The following is an 18,539-nucleotide window of genomic DNA, read 5'->3' as shown; positions in this document are numbered from 1 at the left end:
GATTAGAACTTTACTGTTGGTTAAAATCTGTTTCTATCCCAATCTTCAAACCTTCTCAATCACAATCGCTGAAGCGCCGCCACCCCCGTTGCAGATGCCTGCTACTCCGATGTTACCGGATTTTTTGTGAAGGACAGAGTTGAGCGTCGTGATGATTCTGGCGCCTGATGCTCCAAGTGGGTGACCGAGAGAAACAGCCCCTCCAAATACATTCAGGCGGTCATTGTCCAAGTGAAGTTGACGCTGATTGGCGATCGCTACCGCTGCAAAAGCTTCGTTGATTTCGTAATAGGAAACCTCGTCTGAAGAAACTTCGGCATGTTTCAAGGCCTTTGGAATGGCCAAAGCCGGAGCTGTGGTAAACCAAAGCGGATCGGTAGCCGCATCTGCAAATCCTCTGATTTTGGCAACTGGAGTCAGCCCAAGCTCCTCCATTTTTTCTTTACTCATCAAAACCAAGGCCGAAGCGCCGTCATTCATGGTAGATGCATTGGCAGCTGTTACGGTTCCGTTTTTGTCAAATACAGGCTTCAGGGAAGGGATTTTGTCAAACATCACATTTCTGAATTCCTCGTCTTCTTCCATCAGGATCGTTTCTCCCTTTCGGCCGGTCATTTCCACCGGTACGATTTCATCCTTAAACATGCCTGCTTCCCAAGCCGCAGCGGCTCTTTTGTAGGATTGGATGGCATATTCATCCTGCTGCTCGCGGGTGATGTTCATTTCTTTGGCGGTATTTTCCGCACAGTTTCCCATTGGGAATTTATAGTACACTTCAAAAAGTCCGTCTTTTACCAATCCGTCGATCAGTTCGGCGTTTCCGTATTTGTACCCAAATCTTGCCTTTGGGACATAATAGGGCACATTGGACATGCTTTCCATACCACCGGCTACCACCACGTCATTGATGCCCAGCATGATCGATTGCGCTGCGAGCATCACGGCTTTCATTCCGGATGCACATACTTTATTCACGGTGGTGCAAGGCACATGGTATCCGATTCCCGCTCCGATGGCAGCCTGACGGGCAGGAGCCTGACCCAGATTGGCAGAGATCACATTGCCCATAAATACTTCATTTACGTCTTCGGATTTGACTCCGGATTTGGTCAAAGCGCCACGGATGGCAATGCTTCCCAGTTCTATGGCAGTCATTCCGGAGAGCTTGCCTCCAAAACTTCCCAGGGGAGTTCTGACTGCGGAGACGATAAATACTTCCTTGTTCATGTTACTATTTGGGTTTAGTTGATGCTTGATGTCTGATGTCCGGTGACCGATGATTCAGCTGACATCGAGCATCGGTCATCGGGCGATTTTTTTACCAATCCGGCAATCCTTTTTTAGGTCGCTGAGTCGGCTTCTTTTTGTTTTCCTGGATATAGCGAAGTTCGGCGGCGTTCAGCGACTCCAGAATCTGCGCTGCCTGTTCGGGAGTCAGGTTCATAGACTTCAATTTTTCCCTCATCTCTTCCAACTTCTTTTGACGATCGGCTAGATTGGCGTCCATTTGGTCATTGGCATTTTCTCCGGCCTCTTCACTTTGTTGGGATGGATTTTCTCCCTTCTGGCCTTCTTTGGCTTTGTCTTCGTTGGTTTGCTCTCCGTCTTTTTGCTCAGATTTGGAGTCTCCCTGTTCGCCTTCGCTTTTTTGACTTTGGTTCTGCTGGTTTTGCTGCTGCTGATCTTGAGGATTTTGCTGTTGTTCTTCCTCCTGTTCTTTTTCCAGTTTTTCCTTTAGTGCCTTAAGCTTGGCGTCATTGGGGAATTTGGTCAAACCATCATTGACTTCCCGGAGTGCCTGTTCCTTTTCGGTTTTTACATAGGAGCGTGCCGCCCGGTTGAAAAAGTCTCCGGCACTTTGAGCGATGGCATATTCCGAAAATATAAACGCCAAAACGAATACCAATCCAAGAGTTTTATTTTTCATCGATTTCTACCACGTCTTTGAGTGTTGTCATAAAATCCTGATATGCTGCCACGGTTGAATCCTGTGCCAAAGCTTCCTCCATAATTTTCAAAGCATCTTTGAAGCGGAATTGTTCCACCAATCGGTCTGCTTCTGCCTTTTTCCTTTTGGCAAATTCCGAAGGTTCGGGCTTGTTTTGTTCCTGTTGCTTTCGCTCTTCGTCTCTTTTAAGCCATCTGGCTAGTAGTTCATAGTTGTATCGGGCTTGCTCATTGAGTGGATTTTGAATCAAGGCGGATTGAAATTTACTCAAAGCCGCTTGGTATTCTTTTTTATTTCCCAGGATGATCCCTGCCTGATTGAAGGAAAAGGAGGCCAGATTTTTATCCTTACTCTGTGTGGCCTGATCATAGAAAGCCATCGCCTCGTCTGTTTTTCCAGCATAGTGATTACTCAGGCCAAGGTCAAAATCCAAGGCAAAGGAGCTATACTGAAACTCATCGATCAATAGCTGATGGTCTCGGATCGCATCTTCGTATCGGGCTTCTGCATAGCTTTTTTCCGCAGTTTGGATGGCATTATTCAGCCTGGTCACCTTGGTCCACGAAGAAGGGATAACAAGTAAAGCCGCAATGATCAGTTTATTCCAGCCCATTAGATTTTGATGGTTTTGATCGGTAAAATCATATCCAGCAATGCCAAACCTAACGCTGCCAACAGGAAATAGAAATACTTGTTGGAGCTGGCTTCCACCACCCGGGTATTGGCCACACCGCCTTCGAGATTTTCTATGGCAGAGATCAGGCTGCCCATTTCTTGAGCTTGATCGGAGATCTCGAAATATTGCCCCCCGGTTTCATTTGCCACATATCGCAGTGGATCGGGGTTCAGTTTTGTGAGCGCAGGCTGCCCGGTTTGCGGGTCGATCACCACGCCATTGCCCCTTGGCATTTGGCCTCCTTTGGTAGTGCCTACGCCAATGGAAAATACTTTGATGCCGTTGTCATAAAGCTCCTCAGAAATACTGCCCAGATTGTCTCCAAAGTGCTCTCCATCAGAAATAAGAATCACTGATTTGGATTTCAGTTCAGGACTTTGGTCATTTTGAAATCGATCCAGGGCCATTTTTAAGGGAGTAGTCAGGTCCGTTCCCATGTTCGGGACCAAACCGATGTTGAGCCCATCGATGTATAAGTTGGCCACTGCCTGGTCATAGGTCAATGGCAGCTGCAGGAAAGCCTCGGTTGAAAAGATGATTAATCCGATTCGGTCTGAAGGAAAAGACTTGAGCAGTTCTTTGAGTTCAAACTGAATTCTCCTCAGTCGATTGGGGGCTACATCCGTCGCTACCATAGACTGCGAAAGATCGATCGCAATAAAAATATCCTTTCCTTCTTCTTTTACTTCCTTGAAGGAATTGCCGATGGATGGGCCTGCAAAGGCGATCAGAAATAGAATGAAATAACTCGTCCTCACGATCAGTTTGGTGAATAGACGCTGCTTTTCAACCTTGAGGCGGCGATTGATTGCCCAAAAGCGGGTGATGTAAAGCAGGTATAGCAGGATAAATATCCCGGCAAACAAAAGGGTGAGTTTGAGGTCAGGGTATGCCCAAATCATGGCCTGAAATTAGGAAATAAACCTAACTTTGAAAGACTCAATTCTGCAAAGGCGCTTATGAGAAGCAAAAGAAATGGCAGAATTAACAAACATTAATTTTCTCTGACCGTTCGCCTTCTGTGACTTATTAATCTTCCCATTCATGCCTTTTTTGCGAGTTCTTACCTTGGTTTACTTGTTTTTCTTTGGCACTCAGGCATATTCCCAAGCGGTAAAGACTTTGAATGGACAGGTCATGGACGTCAGCAATTCAGGGCCTTTAATAGGGGCAAGTGTTTTTTGGGAAGGATATACTTCCCAAGGAACCATTACTGATCTGGATGGAAGATTTCAGCTGTCTGTCATATCCCTACCTGCCAAACTGATCATTTCTTACGTGGGTTTTGAAAGGTCCATCCGGGTGATCCATGAACGAGAAACGGATAAACTGTTGAAGTTTTATCTCAAACCGGAGGAACTTTCCCTTCAAGAAGTCATCATCCAAGAGCGAAGACCGGACGAGCAAATCAAAAATCTGGAAATCGGGAAAGCCTCGGTTCCTATTGAAACCATCAAAAATATTCCGGCACTATTTGGTGAGGTGGATTTGCTGCGAAGCCTTCAATTACTGCCTGGGGTACAGACTGCGGGTGAAGGAACCACCGGGCTTTTTGTAAGAGGAGGTTCCGCGGATCAAAACCTCGTGCAATTGGACGGAGCACCTGTCTACAATGCTTCTCATTTTTTTGGAGTCTTTTCAGTGTTCAATCCTGATGCGCTGAAAAAAGTAGACCTTTACAAAGGAAACATGCCCTCCCAATTTGGAGGAAGAGCTTCCTCGTTGATCGATGTCAGCCTGAGAGAAGGAGGTAGGGATAAAATCCACGGGGAAGGAGGGATAGGCAGTATTTCGTCCAGATTAACCTTGGATGGTCCACTGTTTGGGAAAAATTCAAGCTTTATTCTCAGCGCCCGGAGAACCTATGCGGATTTGTTTTTGAAACTTTCTTCTGATCCCAATATCAATAACAACAAGCTCAATTTCCATGACTTGAGCGGAAAGTTTTCTTTTGTATTGGGGGAAAAAGACAAGCTGTCTTTGAGTACTTATCAGGGAAGCGATTTTTTGGGTTTGGACAATCAGTTTGGCCTTGGCTGGACCAATTGGGTGAGCTCGGTCAATTGGAATAGGGTGAACTCAGAATCCTCTTTTTTCGATTTGCAGGCCTATCATTCGCGATATAAATACCGGGTAGATTTTGAGGATCGGGAAAATGGATTTTTATGGAAAAACGCGCTTTCCGAGTCAGGAATTAAGGCCAATTGGACTCGAATATTTAAAAAATCTACTACAATAAATTGGGGCACGCACCATCAGCTTTATTCATTTGCGCCGATCGATTTGATCCCGGCCCCCGAAAGCGCGATCAGCCCTATCGCTACTCAATCCGTTCAGGGAGTATTGCTGAATTTATTTGGAGGAATAGCCCATGAAATTTCACCTCAACTCAGTACCGAGGCAGGTATTCGATGGGGAGTTTACCAACAGGTGGGAAAAGGAGTTCAATATCTGTATCCCGATGGAATTCCTGACCGAAATATTGACCCTTCCGATTCGGTTTCCTTTGGGACACTTGAAAAAATGAAGTTTTACCAAGGACTCGAGCCAAGACTTGCCTTTCGCTACCTGATCAATCCTGAGTTTTCGGTAAAAGCCGCATTCAATAGAAATTTTCAGTACGCACAGATTGCAACCAACAGTTCTGCCGGTCTGCCGATTGATCGGTGGATCTTGGCAGGAAGATATGTGCGACCGGTCCGAAGCGATCAGATTTCGTTGGGGTTGTTTCATAATTTTGATCAAAATCGCTGGGAGGTTTCATTGGAAGGGTATTATAAAGACTTGCGAAATGTGATTGACTTGCGAAATGGAGCACAAGTGCTTTTTACAGATCGGGTGGAAACAGAAATTCTCAGCGGGAATGGCTGGTCTTACGGAACAGAATTTTTGCTTCGAAAAAATACAGGGAAGACAACCGGATGGCTGGCGTATACCTGGTCACGGGCATGGAGGCAAATCGAAGGAATCAGCAGAAATCAACCCTACAATCCACGTTTTGATCGGCCTCATGATGTGACTTTGGTGCTCAATCATGAGTTTTCCGCATCCTGGACAGCAGGGTTGACTTTCTTGTATACCACCGGTCAGGCCGTATCTTTTCCTGTTGGTTCTTATGTGGTCGACAATCAGATTGTGCCGCTTTATTCGGATTTTCGGAATACCAACCGTTTTCCGGATTATCATCGGATGGATGCATCCATTACCTGGAAAAATCCCGACAAAGGTAGAAAGTGGCGAGGAAGCTGGAATTTCAGTGTGTACAACCTCTATGGAAGAAAAAATCCGTTTGCATACGAGTTTAGGACCATATTCAACAATGACATCAACTTCTCCTTTTCGGACGGCGAGGTGGTCTCTGCAAGGCCTGGTGTAGTGATGACTTACCTGTTTACTTTCTTACCTTCACTTACTTATAATTTTCAGTTCTGATGATAAGATACGCCGTCATATTTCTTTTGAGTCTGACTTTAATGTCCTGTCAAGAGGAGGTGTTTTTGGTTTTGGATCAAAACGAGGAGAGACTTCCGGTCATCGAGGCGCTTTGGACCGATCAGGGGGTCTATAATGAAGTCAAAATGTCCCTTTCCAAAAACTATTATGATTCGATGGATTTGGAGATCATCAGAGATGCGCAGGTTTTCATCCGGGTCAAAAGTTCCGGAAGAGTGATTCCATTTAATTTCATCACTGCTTCCAATTCTTACCGCCCCCATCCATCAGAGCGGGCGCGGGTAGGAGAAACCTATGAGCTCAATGTGGTGTGGAATGATAAAGCATATCAAGCCTCAGGAATGATGCTGGCTGCACCGATTGTAGACAGCGTCACCTGGAAATTTGAAGAAAAAAGACTTTTTAGAGAAGAAGGTTTCTACATTAAAGTATATGGAAAAATCCCTTTCACAGCGGACAACAATTACCGCATCCGGGTGATAGAAAATGATACCCTCAAAAATCAACGGGAGGATTACCTGTTGTTTGACGATACTTTTGGTCTTCAGTTTTTTGAAAAAGGCTTGGAATTGGGTTATTCATTTAAAGAGAATGACCGGGTGCGACTTGAACTATACCGTCTCAATCGGGACGCGTTTGAGTACCTTAATCAGCTGGTCAATTTGCTTTTCAATGACGGGGGATTATTCAGTCCTCCGCCTCAAAATCCTGAGTCGAACATTAAAGCAGTGAAAGGTAATACCCCCGCTCTTGGATTTTTCACGGTTTCACCCATTTTGAGCCGAACCGTCCTGATTCAGGCCAAATACGACTGATTTATTTTTAATAATTGTCCGCACTTGTAACATTCCAAATCCTCATTGATTCACGAGGTGGGTACATCGAGTGTGTTCGGCACGGGCAACCGATATTTCGACAAGCTCAGTACAAACGACCGGAGGATTTGTATTTCAACCTTTTCGGGAAATTCCCAATGCCTGCTAAGCCGTCTTACAGGGAGGCTGATTGCCAGTATCCGAAAATTTTTTTCAAAAAATATTCGCAAATGTTTGTCTGAGAAATTTTATTAATCGTAATATTGCAATGTAATTATGGGAATCACGAAAACAGATCTCTTCAGCACTGAGCAAAACGAACTGGCTCAATTGGCAAAGGCCTTTGCGCATCCCGCGAGGATTGCCATTCTGCAGTATTTGGCCAAGACCAAGTCTTGCATCAACGGAACCTTGGTTCAGGAGCTAGGGCTTGCCCAAGCTACTATTTCTCAGCATTTGAGAGAATTGAAAGAATTGGGACTAATAAAAGGGTCCATCGAGGGTGTCTCAGTCAATTATTGTCTCAATGAAGAAAAATGGGAGCGAGTCAGTGCTTTGTTTAATGGTCTTTTTGATCAACTGACCCAGTCTTGTTCATCAGGAGATTGTTGTTAAAAAAAATTTATCTTAATCAATCGTAATATTGCAATAATCCAATCTTTATGTACTTATCAGAAATCAAATCCCAGCTTCCATCCCTAAGTCAACTGACCTTCCTTTTGCCGGATGGAACTTCAGTACCTGCGCATTTTCACATCACTGAAATCGGTCAGGTAAACAAGAAATTTATTGATTGCGGAGGGACCATCCGAGATGAAAAATCCATCAATTTCCAGCTTTGGGAAGATGGAGATTACGATCACCGGTTGGGTGCCAAAAAACTTTTGGACATCATTGAGCTTTCAGAGCGAGTTTTAGGCTTGGAGGATCTGGAAGTGGAGGTGGAATACCAAGGGGATACCATCGGGAAATATGGACTGGAATTTAACGGAGCAGCTTTTGTGCTGACTAAGAAAATGACCGATTGCCTCGCAAAAGACAAATGCGGAATACCTGCTCAAAAACCAAAAGTACGTCTCTCTGAGTTGCAGGCCGCTTCAGCAGGTTGTTGTACTCCCAACTCCGGGTGTTGTTAATTGTTGATTTTCCTTTTTATGAAAAATACAATTTATCCAGTCCTCCAGAGGACTATTGACTCCTTGCCAATCCGTCAGATTCCTGAAGAAAGAATGCCGGTCATTGAATCCCTGGTTGAGTATATTTTAGGCAAAATCAAAAACAGAGAGGAAGTGCGACTGAATTTTATCTGTACGCACAATAGCCGAAGAAGTCAGTTTTCCCAGATTTGGGCACAGACTGCGGCGGATTATTTTGGTATCGAAGCTTTTTGCTATTCCGGTGGAGTGGAGGTGACGGCTTTCAATGAACGGGCCGTAGCTGCGATCCGTCGTGATGGATTCAAAGTGATCCAAAAAGGAGAAGGCAATCCTACCTATTTTGTTTTTCATGGGGAAGATTCCGAGCCTATCACGACGTTTTCGAAAGTATATGATGATGTCATCAATGCACAGAAAGGTTTCGCTGCGGTGATGACTTGTGATCATGCTGATGAGAATTGTCCGTTTATTCCCGGTGCAGAAGCCAGAATCCCTTTAAGGTTTGAAGATCCCAAAGCCTTTGATGGGACAGACTTGGAGGAGAAGATGTATACCGAACGCTCCCATCAGATCGGGGCAGAGTTGTTTTTGGTTTTTCAAAAAGTAAGTGAAAGACGATGAGCGCACCAAGGAGATTGGGATTCTTGGATAAAAATTTGACGCTTTGGATCTTCCTTGCGATGATTCTTGGCGTGGCTTTGGGGTACTTCTTGCCATCATTTGCCGACAGGGTAGAAGCCATGAGCCGGGGTACGACCAATATTCCCATAGCCCTTGGTTTAATCTTGATGATGTATCCTCCCTTGGCCAAAGTGGATTATAGACTTATGCCCAAAGTCTTCAAAAACGTCAGAATTCTCAGCATTTCCTTAATTCTAAATTGGATAGTGGGGCCTATGTTGATGTTTGTCTTGGCCATTGTTTTCCTCAGGGATTACCCGGAGTACATGGTAGGGTTGATCTTGATCGGATTGGCGAGGTGTATTGCCATGGTCTTGGTGTGGAATGATTTGGCGGAGGGTAGCTCGGAGTATGGAGCAGGGCTTGTTGCACTCAACAGTATTTTTCAAGTGTTTGGGTACAGCTTTTATGCCTGGTTTTTCATTACCAAACTTCCTCCCTTATTAGGTTTTGAAGGCGCCATCATTGATGTTTCCATAGGTACTATAGCTGAAAGTGTTGCCATCTACCTGGGTATACCTTTCTTGGCCGGACTTTTAAGCCGCTTGATTTTGCCAAACATCAAAGGTGAAGCCTGGTATAAAGAAAAGTTTTTGCCAAGAATTGCCCCGATCACCCTGATAGCCTTACTGTTCACCATTGTAATTATGTTTTCACTTAAAGGAGAATTGATTGTAGAAATCCCAGGCGATGTACTTCGAATCGCCCTTCCGTTGCTAGTTTATTTCTTGATAATGTTTGTATTGGGCTTCTTTTTCAGTAAAGTGATGGGAGCTCCCTATGTTCAAAATGCTGCGATTTCTTTTACCGCAGCGGGAAACAATTTCGAATTGGCAATTGCAGTGGCAATTGCAGTTTTTGGCTTGAGTTCAGGTCAGGCATTTACCGGGGTAATTGGTCCTTTGGTAGAAGTTCCGGCCTTGATCTTATTGGTCAGGGTTGCTTTCTGGTTGAGAGCTAAATACTATTCAAATTAAGAAGACACACGCTTCTATTTTTATTTCAAAACCGGCTCAAAGACCGGTTTTTTTCTTTAGGTAAGAAAAGATTCAATTTTTTTTGATTCTTCTTCTTGCAATTAACAAGTCAAAAACGTAGAATTACTAAATATTAGTAGCACCAAGAAAAACCACTTAAAATGTCACCTATGGAAGAGTTAAATCAGCACGAAGAAGAAATCATGAGCCTGTTTTGGAAACAGGGAGAACTCTTGATCCGAGATGTATTGGATCAGTTGGAGGATCCCAAGCCACCTTACACGACCTTGGCATCAACTATTCGTAATCTAGAGCGCAAAGGATACCTAAGTCACCGCATGTATGGTACTGTGAATATTTACAAGCCTATCATCAATCAGGAAGCATACAGCAAAAGAAGCATCAACAGATTGGTTTCCACATTCTTTGGAGGATCGGTTGGGAATTTTCTCTCCTTTATGGTTAAGGAGAAAAACATCTCTGAGAAAGAAATTAATGAATTGCAGGATTTGATCGATAAAATGGATAAACCCTCCGAATAATGGAATCAGTACTTGTTTACCTACTTGAAGTTTCGGTTTGTTTGGGTCTGACCTTGTTGATATATAGGTTTGCGCTAAGCGAATTGACTTTTTTTTCCCTAAATCGGGCGATTTTATTGGTACTGTTGGTAAGTTCTTTTACGATTCCTCTACTTTCCATTGATTTTATGGGAATTGGTGGAGGCAATGTAGTGAGAGAAATGACCCTCCCGGTATTTCAAGTAGGTGAACAAGAAACTTTGCCGGCTTATCAAGCCCCTAAATGGCCTTCCATACTCTTAGTAGGTTATTTAATTGGGGCGTTGGTGATGGCTGGAAGATTGATTTTTGGCTTTATGATTTCCCAACGGCTTATCGGTCAAGCGCAGAAAGTCAGGCATGAAAATCATTTGATTGCCTTGCACCCTGATTTTGTTCCGGCTTCGTTTTTTGGATACATCCTGATGCCAAGTTTTGAGCCGGAAGATCCCTCCCAAAAGCAAATTATTCTTCACGAATCCATGCATGTGACCTACCGGCATTCTTGGGATTTGCTATTGGTAAATTTTGCCAAGGTGATCTTTTGGTTTAATCCATTGATTTACCTTTTCGAAAGGTCTTTGAGGGAAGTTCACGAATATCAGGCTGATCAAGGGGTTACTTCTTATTATTCACCGAAAGAGTATGCCATGCTTCTTCTGAGGTTGATCTCAGGCAAACCAGGCTGGCAATTCATGAATAACTTCAATCAGTTTCAGACCAAGAAAAGGATTCTCATGATGGCGAAAGGAAAATCATCTCGCCTGCAGAGATTCCGATTTTTTGCACTGATTCCTGTCCTTGGTATTTTGATGTTTATGTTTTCATGCGAAAAAGAGGAATTGCTTCCAAAAGTCTCCGATTTGAAAGAAGAATTCACCGAAATCGTAGAAGTACCTTTGACAGATCAACCCGCTCCTTCATTTGCTGATTTGCCCAAGGATGAAGTTCAAAAAATCAATCCTGTAATCATCACGGAAGTAGCCGATGAGGTTTTTGATGTAGTGGAGCAACAGCCTAATCCAGAAGGAGGAATGAAAGGCTGGAATGAGTATTTAGCGAAAAACCTTAAATATCCCCTTTCGGCCAGGGAAAAAGGAATCGAGGGAACGGTCATTGTTGTGTTCGAAATTCACACGGATGGTTCTATTCATAATGTTGAGATTCTACGCGGAATAGGAGGGGGAGCCGATGAAGAGGCTGTACGTGTCGTAAGTAGTGCGCCACGTTGGGAACCTGGAAGGCAAAGAGGTAGAGCCGTAAAAACCCGAATGAGATTACCGATTCGATTTAAAATCGAAAAGCCTGTTGCCTTTCCCGTCAAAATCCCTGTATCCGAAATTCCACTTCCAAAAGTCAATCAGCAAAGTGGGTTGGTTGTCACAGCCTACCAATCTAAATAGGAAATATCATCCATCTCTCTAACCAAAATAGATTTGATCTTTCCTACTTAATTAACATACCATAATTAACCTAAACTATAAGCTATGAAATCGAATCGACTTATTCAATTTGGGATACTATTTGTATTTCTAAATTTTGCTTGTGTTTTCCCTGTCTTTTCCCAGTCCAATTCAATCAGAATCATCGGTTCTGTGGTCAATGAGCAAGATGAAATCATCAAAGGTGCGGCCATCCTAATCAAGCAAAGCACTACCGGAACCGTTACCGATCTTTCCGGTAACTTTTCACTGGATGTTCCTTCTTTGCCTATCGTGTTGTTGGTGTCTTATATCGGATATGATACCCAAGAAGTCCAGGTGAATGAAGCTGATGGAACGGTCAAAGTAAAGCTAACCCAAACCCAAAAAACAAATCCGTCTCCAACTGAACCAGAGCCAATTTACCAGGCCATTGACCAGACTGACGAAATCCCTCAGCCCATTGGGGGTCGGGAAGAGTGGCATAAATACATCGCCAAAAATATTGTGTATCCGGCGAATGACAGGAAATCTGGAATCCAAGGAGTGGTGTTGGCAGTCTTCAATGTTACCTCGGAAGGAAAAGTACAGGATGTCGAATTGTTGAGAGGAATAGGAGGCGAATGTGACCAAGAAGTGATTCGGGTAATTTCTGCCAGTCCAGATTGGATTCCTGCCAAACAGGATGGCAAGCCCGTTCAATCAAGAATGCGTGTGCCTATACTCTTTCGGGTGGATTCGGACAAGCAAGAAGACATCGACAAATGGATAAAGGAAAAAGCTGTGTCGGAAGCATACGGAAGGCATTTTGTCGTGGTCGGTTATTCTTCTCCTTCTTCTACTAAGTAATCTGAAACCAGTTTGATGCCCAATTTCCATCCATAAAAATGGATGGACTGGGGGTAGTATGTTCAAAATTTAACCTAAACTCTATAAATCCATGAAAAACAATCTCATGAAAATCAAGCACATGGCTCTAATCTCCGTGTTAGGGCTTGGAGTCACCTTTTCTTCCTGCCAAATCGATCAGGCAGAGGAAATCGAAGGGCCTACACAAGTGGCCGCCAAACCCAGCATGGCTCCCACCAACATTGCCGCACGTATTACGGATGTAGGCAAGGACGGAAAAGAAATTTTCGACGTCACTGAAGTACAGCCAGTACCTCCTGGAGGTTTGGAAGGATGGAACTCGTATTTATTAGCCAACTTGAAGTATCCTTCTGAAGCTAAAAAACTTGGTATTGAAGGCACCGTGATCGTAGATTTTGTGATCAATTCAGACGGTTCAATTTCCAACCCCACTATTCTTAGAGGCATTGGGGGTGGCTGTGATGAAGAGGCTATTCGTGTTGTTCAAAATTCTGCTAACTGGGAACCTGCTCAGCAAAAGGATAGAAAAGTAAATTCCAGAATGAAGTTGCCTGTTCGATTTAAATTGAGCTGATAGGCTTTTGGGAACTAGACCAACTTATTTTGCTGCCAAAGAGAGTATCGTGGCTGCAATGAGAGCCGGGAAGATTAGGGTCTCGAAATCGAAAGGTCTTCGAACCCTCGACTCCAATCTGTCGGCAGCTTGAATTGATACGTTATTTCATTCCCTAGATTACCCCCAACCTGGACAAATCATGGTGCAAAATCAGTAAAGATTTGAATTGTTGGTAGAAAAGCAAAAAAGCCGCTGAATGAGTTATTCAGGGGCTTTTTTTCAAATTCTTGTGCTGAGCTTAGTCGAAGCATCAAATTTCCAATCTCAAATTTCCTAATCCATATTTTCCCCATGGAAAATAGCATTCAAAAAGAGCTTGTTGGTGCCATACCAAGTTCCACGGAAGTTGGGACTGTCGAAGAAATGTACCACACGGCCTTGTCCGGCAGGAGAGATCACCACTCCGGCACTTTGCTTGAGCTTTTCCAGATTCGTTTTTGAAATGTAGCCTCCTAAGTGAGGATTTGAAGTGTATTTGATCGGAGTCAGGTATTTGTCTGCTGATGGTTTGATGAAGATGTCCGTATTTCTGTACACCGGCAGATTTTTTCGGTGATAGCCATAAGCGATCGGATGCGTCAAATCCATTTCTGCCAGATAGATACTTCCGCCTACTTCTTTTGCTCCTTCGAAGTCATTTCTGACACTGAATGGAAGAGCGGCAGGCTCTTGTTCCTCTTTTTCGAGTTTCACGGCTTCTTCTTTGGTGATTCCTTTTTGATTGAGCCAAAGTGAGGCGCTCTTCATGGAAATGATGGTGCCGCCTCGATTCACCCAGTCTTTGAGGTGATTGACTTGTCCTTCGGAAAGCGAATTGTAGTTCCCGGAAGGAAGGATCAGCGTGTTGTATTGGTGAAGGTTGACACGCCCAAATTGTTCCATATTCACTTTGGTAATCGGCATACCAAAATGCTGGTCCAGCAAATTCCAGATTTCTCCGGCTTCGGTGGCGTTGATACCCAAACCTACCATCATGATCACTTTTGGCTGCTGCACGGCTGAAACCAAATTAGACCCCAAATCAATGCCGCTGAGGTTTAATCCGGTCTGTACAGCATAGACTTTCTGTGCATTTTTGGCTGCCAATTCTTTGATTTTTGCACTGACTTCCTCGGCTTTAAGCTTTTGAAAGCCCATAGGAATCATCAGGGTACCCGCCGGAAAGTCCACTTTTCCGTCTTGGGTTTGGGAGGAAAAAGGCCGGTGAATCGATTCCACATGGATTCCTGCTTTTTGCAGATCATAGAGCATTTTGGGAGCATAATAGTCCGACCAATCGATCAGGTAAGCGTAGGCTTTTCCTTCAGGGAAAGAAAAAACAGGAGCTTTAACCTCAGAAATTTGGCTACCAGTTTTTACCGTTGGCGCTGCCGAAAAAGGCATCCCATAAGCCGCAGCCATGGTCCAGGCTGAAGCATCGTAAAATACCGAGTCCGCAAACTCTTTCACATATTCAAACATGGTTCTCACCATGCGGTATTGAGGTTGATTGGTAGGAACCACCCAGGATTTTCCTTTTTTAAACGACTGGCCAGAGGCAGTTAAGTCGGCTGTGTTTTCATAGACTTTGATCTTGTGGTCTAAAAGGAATTGGACAAAAAGTCGGTTTCTGCTTTCATCAAATTCGTCTCCGAACACATAGTTTTTCGCAGGGTCTTTGGCTCCTTCCGCCACCGCAGTTTGGAAAAACTCTCTGAGGTACTCATGCATGTATTCCCGGTTGTCCAAAGCGGCTTCCATGGTGGCCAAGGAATTGACTACATGATTTCGGATAGTAAAGGCAAACGTGATATCTCCTCTTTGGCTGCTTTGCACATGCCCTCGGCTGCTGGCAGTTTCAAACACCAAACCCAGTCCACCATGAATGTCCGGATAGGTTGATCCATAACCTGGGTAGCTATTGTCAAAAACTTCTTTGGTCCAATAGAGACTTCCGATCTCGTCCATGTATTTGGCGAAATATTTGGCGAAGCGGGGATTGATATCGTCGTAATTTTTTCTCGGTACCACCGGGTTTTCGGAACCGTAGGGCTTGGTGGGTTCGAAGAAATAGGTGCTGTTGGTGCCCATTTCATGGAAATCCGTGGTCACGTTGGGATACCACTGATGGTACCATTCCACTTTTACTTTTGATTCGGGATGAGCTAAAGGCAACCAATCCCGATTGAGGTCAAACCAGTAGTGATTGGTTCGTCCATTGGGCCAAGCTTCGTTGTGCTCACGATCCAATGGATCAGCAACGGGAGGGAAGCCTTTGTTGGAGTTAGCCCAAAGGCTATGTCGGTCACGTCCGTCTGGATTCAGAGTCGGGTCGATGTGTACAACGGAATTTTCTCTGAGATTTTTGGCCAAATCCGACTGCGAAGCCATCAGCCAATAGGCGGTCAGCATGGCTGCTTCGGCAGAGGAAGGTTCATTTCCGTGTACGCCATACCCCAGGTGAATGATGGAGGGCATATCGGCTACAGCAGGCTTTGGCTGAGATGGATCGGCCAGTTGAAGCTGCTTTTGGCGGATTTGATCCAGATTCCCCATGTTTTTAGCGGAGGCAATCGTCAAAATGACCTTGGGCCTATGCTCATGGGTGTAGCCGATGGTTTGGAGTTGGGCGGTCTCGATGAGTTGGTCGAGTTTTTCGAAATACTTCACGATCAGGTCATAGCGTGTGTGCCAATCTCCGATCGGGTAACCCAAAAACTGGGAGGGAGAGGGGATTGCAGGATCAAATTTTTCTCCGGGGAAATAGTATTCCTCCTGGGCAAAGGCTTGTAAGGTCAGGATAAGGCCGAAAATCAATCCGAGTAAAGGTCTTTTCATTTCGATAGTTTTTTTGGAAAAGTAGAAAAGGATTTGGGTAAATCCATCAAAAATCCATCAACGGCTTTCCGTTTCACGCCTTTTTTCCTGTAATTTATTGGCAGAGTACTAATTCCTAAAATAATCTATTGTACTATGAAGAAACTATTGACCCTGGCTTTGATTGGAAGTGGCATGAGCCTTAGCCAATTATCTATTGCCCAGCAAAACCCAACTCCTCCGCCATTGCCTCCTCAGGCTACAGAGTTTTACACCCCTGTTGTTCCGAAGATTAGCCCCGGTGCCCAAAACAATCTTCCTCCTTCAGACGCCATCGTCCTATTTGACGGAACCAGTCTCAACAATTTCGTCTCTGCCAAAGATGGAAATGCACCGGCTGAGTGGAAGATCGAAAATGGAGAATTGGTGGTGGTTCGCGGAAAAGGAGATATCCAGTCGAAGCTTCCTTTTGGAGATGCCCAATACCATGTCGAGTGGTCTGCTCCAACCGAGATCGTCGGTGAAGGTCAGGGCCGAGGCAATTCAGGATTTTTCCTGATGGGAATGTACGAGGTTCAAATCCTCGATAGCTACGAAAGCAAAACCTACACCAATGGTCAGGCTGGTTCGATATACAAGCAGTATCCACCCTTGGTCAATCCGCTGAGGGCTCCGGGAGAGTGGAACTACTACGACATCATTTTCAAGGCTCCACGTTTTGACAAAAACGGACATTTGACTTCTCCGGCTACCGTGACTGTTTTGATTAACGGAGTGGTGGTACAAAACAATGTAATTCTCAAAGGCCCAACCGAGTACATCGGTATTCCTAATTACAAAGCCCATGCTGAAGCCCTACCGATCAAGTTACAAGACCATGGCAACCCGGTGAGATTCAGAAATATTTGGGTAAGACCGTTGTGATTTCGGATTTCGGATGGTTGATTTCGGGTCTTCCGACGTCCGAAATCCCAAATCCGAAATTTCACTTTTCTCCCAATAACCATTAATCCAATAACCATCATGTCCTCAAGAAGACGATTTATACAAAACACCATGCTCCTCGGGGCTGGACTTAGCATGCCGTCCATACTGACTGCTGCTGATTTCGGGAAATTCACCCGTACTATTGGCCCGAATGATCAGATCAATTATGGTTTGATTGGCTGCAAAGGAATGGGCTGGTCCAATATGAATGCCCACCTCAAGATTCCTCAAGTCAACTGTGTGGCGATCTGTGATATCGATCAAAGTGTACTCGATCAGCGTAGTGAAGATGTATTCAAACTACGAGGAACCCGTCCCAAGCAATACAAGGACTATCGCAAAATGCTGGAGGACAAGAATATTGATGTCGTCATTGTCGGTACACCGGATCATTGGCACTGCCTGAATATGGTAGATGCGGTATCAGCCGGTAAGCATGTCTATGTGGAGAAACCCATTGCCAATACCATCGAAGAGTGCCAAATTATGGTCAAGGCCCAAGAGCGCTACGGCAAAATCGTCCAAGTAGGACAATGGCAGCGTTCGGGTTCTCAGTACGATGAGGCAATCCAATACGTCAAATCAGGCAAACTGGGCCAAATTCGTCTGGTGAAATGCTGGGCTTACCAAGGTTGGATGAAGCCGGTTCCTGTCGTGCCAAATGGCCCTGTGCCTGCTGGGGTGGATTACGATATGTGGTTAGGTCCTGCACCGAAAAGAGAATTCAACGCCAATCGATTCCATTTCAATTTCCGTTGGTTTTGGGATTACGCGGGTGGCTTGATGACCGACTGGGGCGTACATGAGATCGATATCGCACTGTATGCCATGGGTGTCAGTGCACCTAAGTCAGTGATGGCTTCCGGGGGTAAATTTGCCTATCCGGATGATGCCTCAGAGACTCCGGACACTTTGCAAACCGTATATGAATACGATGGCTTCAATATGCTTTGGGAACACGCCACGGGAATCGATGGTGGAAACTACGGCACTACGGAAGGTATTGCCTTTATCGGAAACAATGCCACCTTGGTCGTCAACCGGGGTGGTTGGAAAGTGATCCCCGAAACCGAAAACGTGGACGGTCAGCGCAAACCAAAAGTGGAAGAAGTCCCTCATACCCGTCCTGCCGGGCCAAGTGCTTTGGACCTGCATGCGGTCAACTTTGTGGAGGCCATGACAGCCAATGATGCCAGTAAGCTGAAGTGCGGTATCCAAACCGGTTCGGTGGCTGCGATCAACGCCCAAATGGGAAATATCGCTTACAAAACCGGCAAGAAAGTCTATTGGGATGCGGGAAAAAATCAGTTTACTGATGCGGATGCCAATGCACTGATGAAAGCACAGTACCATAATGGCTGGAATGTGCCGAAGGTGTAAGATTTGAAATTAGAAATTTGAAGTTTGAAATTGCCCTCCGGAGAAATTCTGGAGGGTTTTTACCCTTCATCATCTTTATGGGGATATGATATCATTCAAGATCTCAAACCATACCTCTGAGTAGAAAATCGGTAACTCCACCTTATTTTTCAAAGAAAATCTTCATCATTTTTCAATATGATCGCTAAGTCAAAAGGTAACT

General features: G+C 44.7%; 17 protein-coding genes. 12 read left to right on the top strand and 5 right to left on the bottom strand.

Annotated features, from left to right (window positions below; translation table 11 throughout):
- Nucleotides 1-45 precede the first annotated feature (45 nt).
- The 4 genes from CLV31_RS09120 to CLV31_RS09105 form a co-directional block, all read right to left on the bottom strand.
- The gene (locus CLV31_RS09120; RefSeq protein WP_111392578.1) at nt 46-1,227 is read right to left on the bottom strand and encodes an acetyl-CoA C-acyltransferase; all 1,182 of its coding nucleotides are present in this window, start codon (nt 1,225-1,227) and stop codon (nt 46-48) included.
- Nucleotides 1,228-1,318: 91 nt separating this feature from the next.
- Nucleotides 1,319-1,927, bottom strand: a complete 609-nt coding sequence (locus tag CLV31_RS09115) for a hypothetical protein (RefSeq protein ID WP_111392577.1) — start codon at nt 1,925-1,927, stop codon at nt 1,319-1,321.
- Nucleotides 1,917-2,561 carry a hypothetical protein gene (locus CLV31_RS09110; protein WP_111392576.1) on the bottom strand — a complete coding sequence of 215 codons (645 nt, stop codon included), beginning with the start codon at nt 2,559-2,561 and terminating at the stop codon, nt 1,917-1,919. The genes CLV31_RS09115 and CLV31_RS09110 overlap by 11 nt, the downstream gene beginning before the upstream one ends.
- On the bottom strand, nt 2,561-3,526 hold the full coding sequence (locus CLV31_RS09105; RefSeq protein ID WP_111392575.1) for a VWA domain-containing protein: 966 nt from the start codon (nt 3,524-3,526) through the stop codon (nt 2,561-2,563). The genes CLV31_RS09110 and CLV31_RS09105 overlap by 1 nt, the downstream gene beginning before the upstream one ends.
- Before the next feature lie 142 nt (nt 3,527-3,668).
- On the opposite strand from CLV31_RS09105, the gene CLV31_RS09100 reads away from it, so the two are divergent.
- From CLV31_RS09100 to CLV31_RS09055, 10 genes are all read left to right on the top strand, one after another.
- Nucleotides 3,669-6,056, top strand: a complete 2,388-nt coding sequence (locus CLV31_RS09100; protein ID WP_111392574.1) for a TonB-dependent receptor — start codon at nt 3,669-3,671, stop codon at nt 6,054-6,056.
- Nucleotides 6,056-6,892, top strand: coding sequence for a DUF4249 domain-containing protein (locus CLV31_RS09095; RefSeq protein WP_111392573.1), 837 nt, complete (start codon nt 6,056-6,058; stop codon nt 6,890-6,892). The genes CLV31_RS09100 and CLV31_RS09095 overlap by 1 nt, the downstream gene beginning before the upstream one ends.
- Before the next feature lie 276 nt (nt 6,893-7,168).
- On the top strand, nt 7,169-7,507 hold the full coding sequence (locus tag CLV31_RS09090) for an ArsR/SmtB family transcription factor (RefSeq protein ID WP_111392572.1): 339 nt from the start codon (nt 7,169-7,171) through the stop codon (nt 7,505-7,507).
- A gap of 47 nt (nt 7,508-7,554) precedes the next feature.
- The gene (locus CLV31_RS09085; protein ID WP_111392571.1) at nt 7,555-8,028 is read left to right on the top strand and encodes a DUF6428 family protein; all 474 of its coding nucleotides are present in this window, start codon (nt 7,555-7,557) and stop codon (nt 8,026-8,028) included.
- Between the two features lie 18 nt (nt 8,029-8,046).
- Complete coding sequence (locus CLV31_RS09080; RefSeq protein ID WP_111392570.1) at nt 8,047-8,670, top strand: low molecular weight phosphatase family protein; 624 nt, start codon at nt 8,047-8,049, stop codon at nt 8,668-8,670.
- Nucleotides 8,667-9,707: an ACR3 family arsenite efflux transporter gene (gene arsB, locus CLV31_RS09075; protein WP_111392569.1), complete on the top strand. Its 1,041-nt coding sequence runs from the start codon at nt 8,667-8,669 to the stop codon at nt 9,705-9,707. The genes CLV31_RS09080 and arsB overlap by 4 nt, the downstream gene beginning before the upstream one ends.
- 161 nt (nt 9,708-9,868) lie before the next feature.
- Nucleotides 9,869-10,249, top strand: coding sequence for a BlaI/MecI/CopY family transcriptional regulator (locus tag CLV31_RS09070; RefSeq protein WP_245943366.1), 381 nt, complete (start codon nt 9,869-9,871; stop codon nt 10,247-10,249).
- Nucleotides 10,249-11,670 (top strand): M56 family metallopeptidase, encoded by a 1,422-nt coding sequence (locus CLV31_RS22045; RefSeq protein ID WP_111392567.1) that lies wholly within the window; start codon nt 10,249-10,251, stop codon nt 11,668-11,670. The genes CLV31_RS09070 and CLV31_RS22045 overlap by 1 nt, the downstream gene beginning before the upstream one ends.
- An 84-nt stretch (nt 11,671-11,754) precedes the next feature.
- Nucleotides 11,755-12,537 (top strand): energy transducer TonB, encoded by a 783-nt coding sequence (locus tag CLV31_RS09060; RefSeq protein WP_111392566.1) that lies wholly within the window; start codon nt 11,755-11,757, stop codon nt 12,535-12,537.
- Between the two features lie 91 nt (nt 12,538-12,628).
- A complete protein-coding gene (locus CLV31_RS09055) occupies nt 12,629-13,132 on the top strand; it encodes an energy transducer TonB (RefSeq protein WP_111392565.1) in 504 nt (167 codons plus the stop codon).
- A 315-nt stretch (nt 13,133-13,447) separates the two neighbouring features.
- Here CLV31_RS09055 and CLV31_RS09050 read toward each other — a convergent pair whose 3' ends face one another.
- Nucleotides 13,448-15,991 carry a M14 metallopeptidase family protein gene (locus CLV31_RS09050; RefSeq protein ID WP_111392564.1) on the bottom strand — a complete coding sequence of 848 codons (2,544 nt, stop codon included), beginning with the start codon at nt 15,989-15,991 and terminating at the stop codon, nt 13,448-13,450.
- Between the two features lie 135 nt (nt 15,992-16,126).
- Here CLV31_RS09050 and CLV31_RS09045 point away from each other — a divergent pair, with 135 nt between their 5' ends.
- Together CLV31_RS09045 and CLV31_RS09040 are read left to right on the top strand one after the other, a co-directional pair.
- Nucleotides 16,127-16,894, top strand: coding sequence for a 3-keto-disaccharide hydrolase (locus CLV31_RS09045; protein ID WP_111392563.1), 768 nt, complete (start codon nt 16,127-16,129; stop codon nt 16,892-16,894).
- Between the two features lie 99 nt (nt 16,895-16,993).
- The gene (locus CLV31_RS09040; RefSeq protein WP_111392562.1) at nt 16,994-18,337 is read left to right on the top strand and encodes a Gfo/Idh/MocA family protein; all 1,344 of its coding nucleotides are present in this window, start codon (nt 16,994-16,996) and stop codon (nt 18,335-18,337) included.
- Nucleotides 18,338-18,539: the final 202 nt, after the last annotated feature.

Origin of the sequence: Algoriphagus aquaeductus, from assembly GCF_003253485.1 — a bacterium.
Taxonomy (GTDB): domain Bacteria; phylum Bacteroidota; class Bacteroidia; order Cytophagales; family Cyclobacteriaceae; genus Algoriphagus; species Algoriphagus aquaeductus.
Note: the sequence above shows the minus strand (reverse complement) of the source record. Positions and strands in the feature narration are given on the sequence as shown.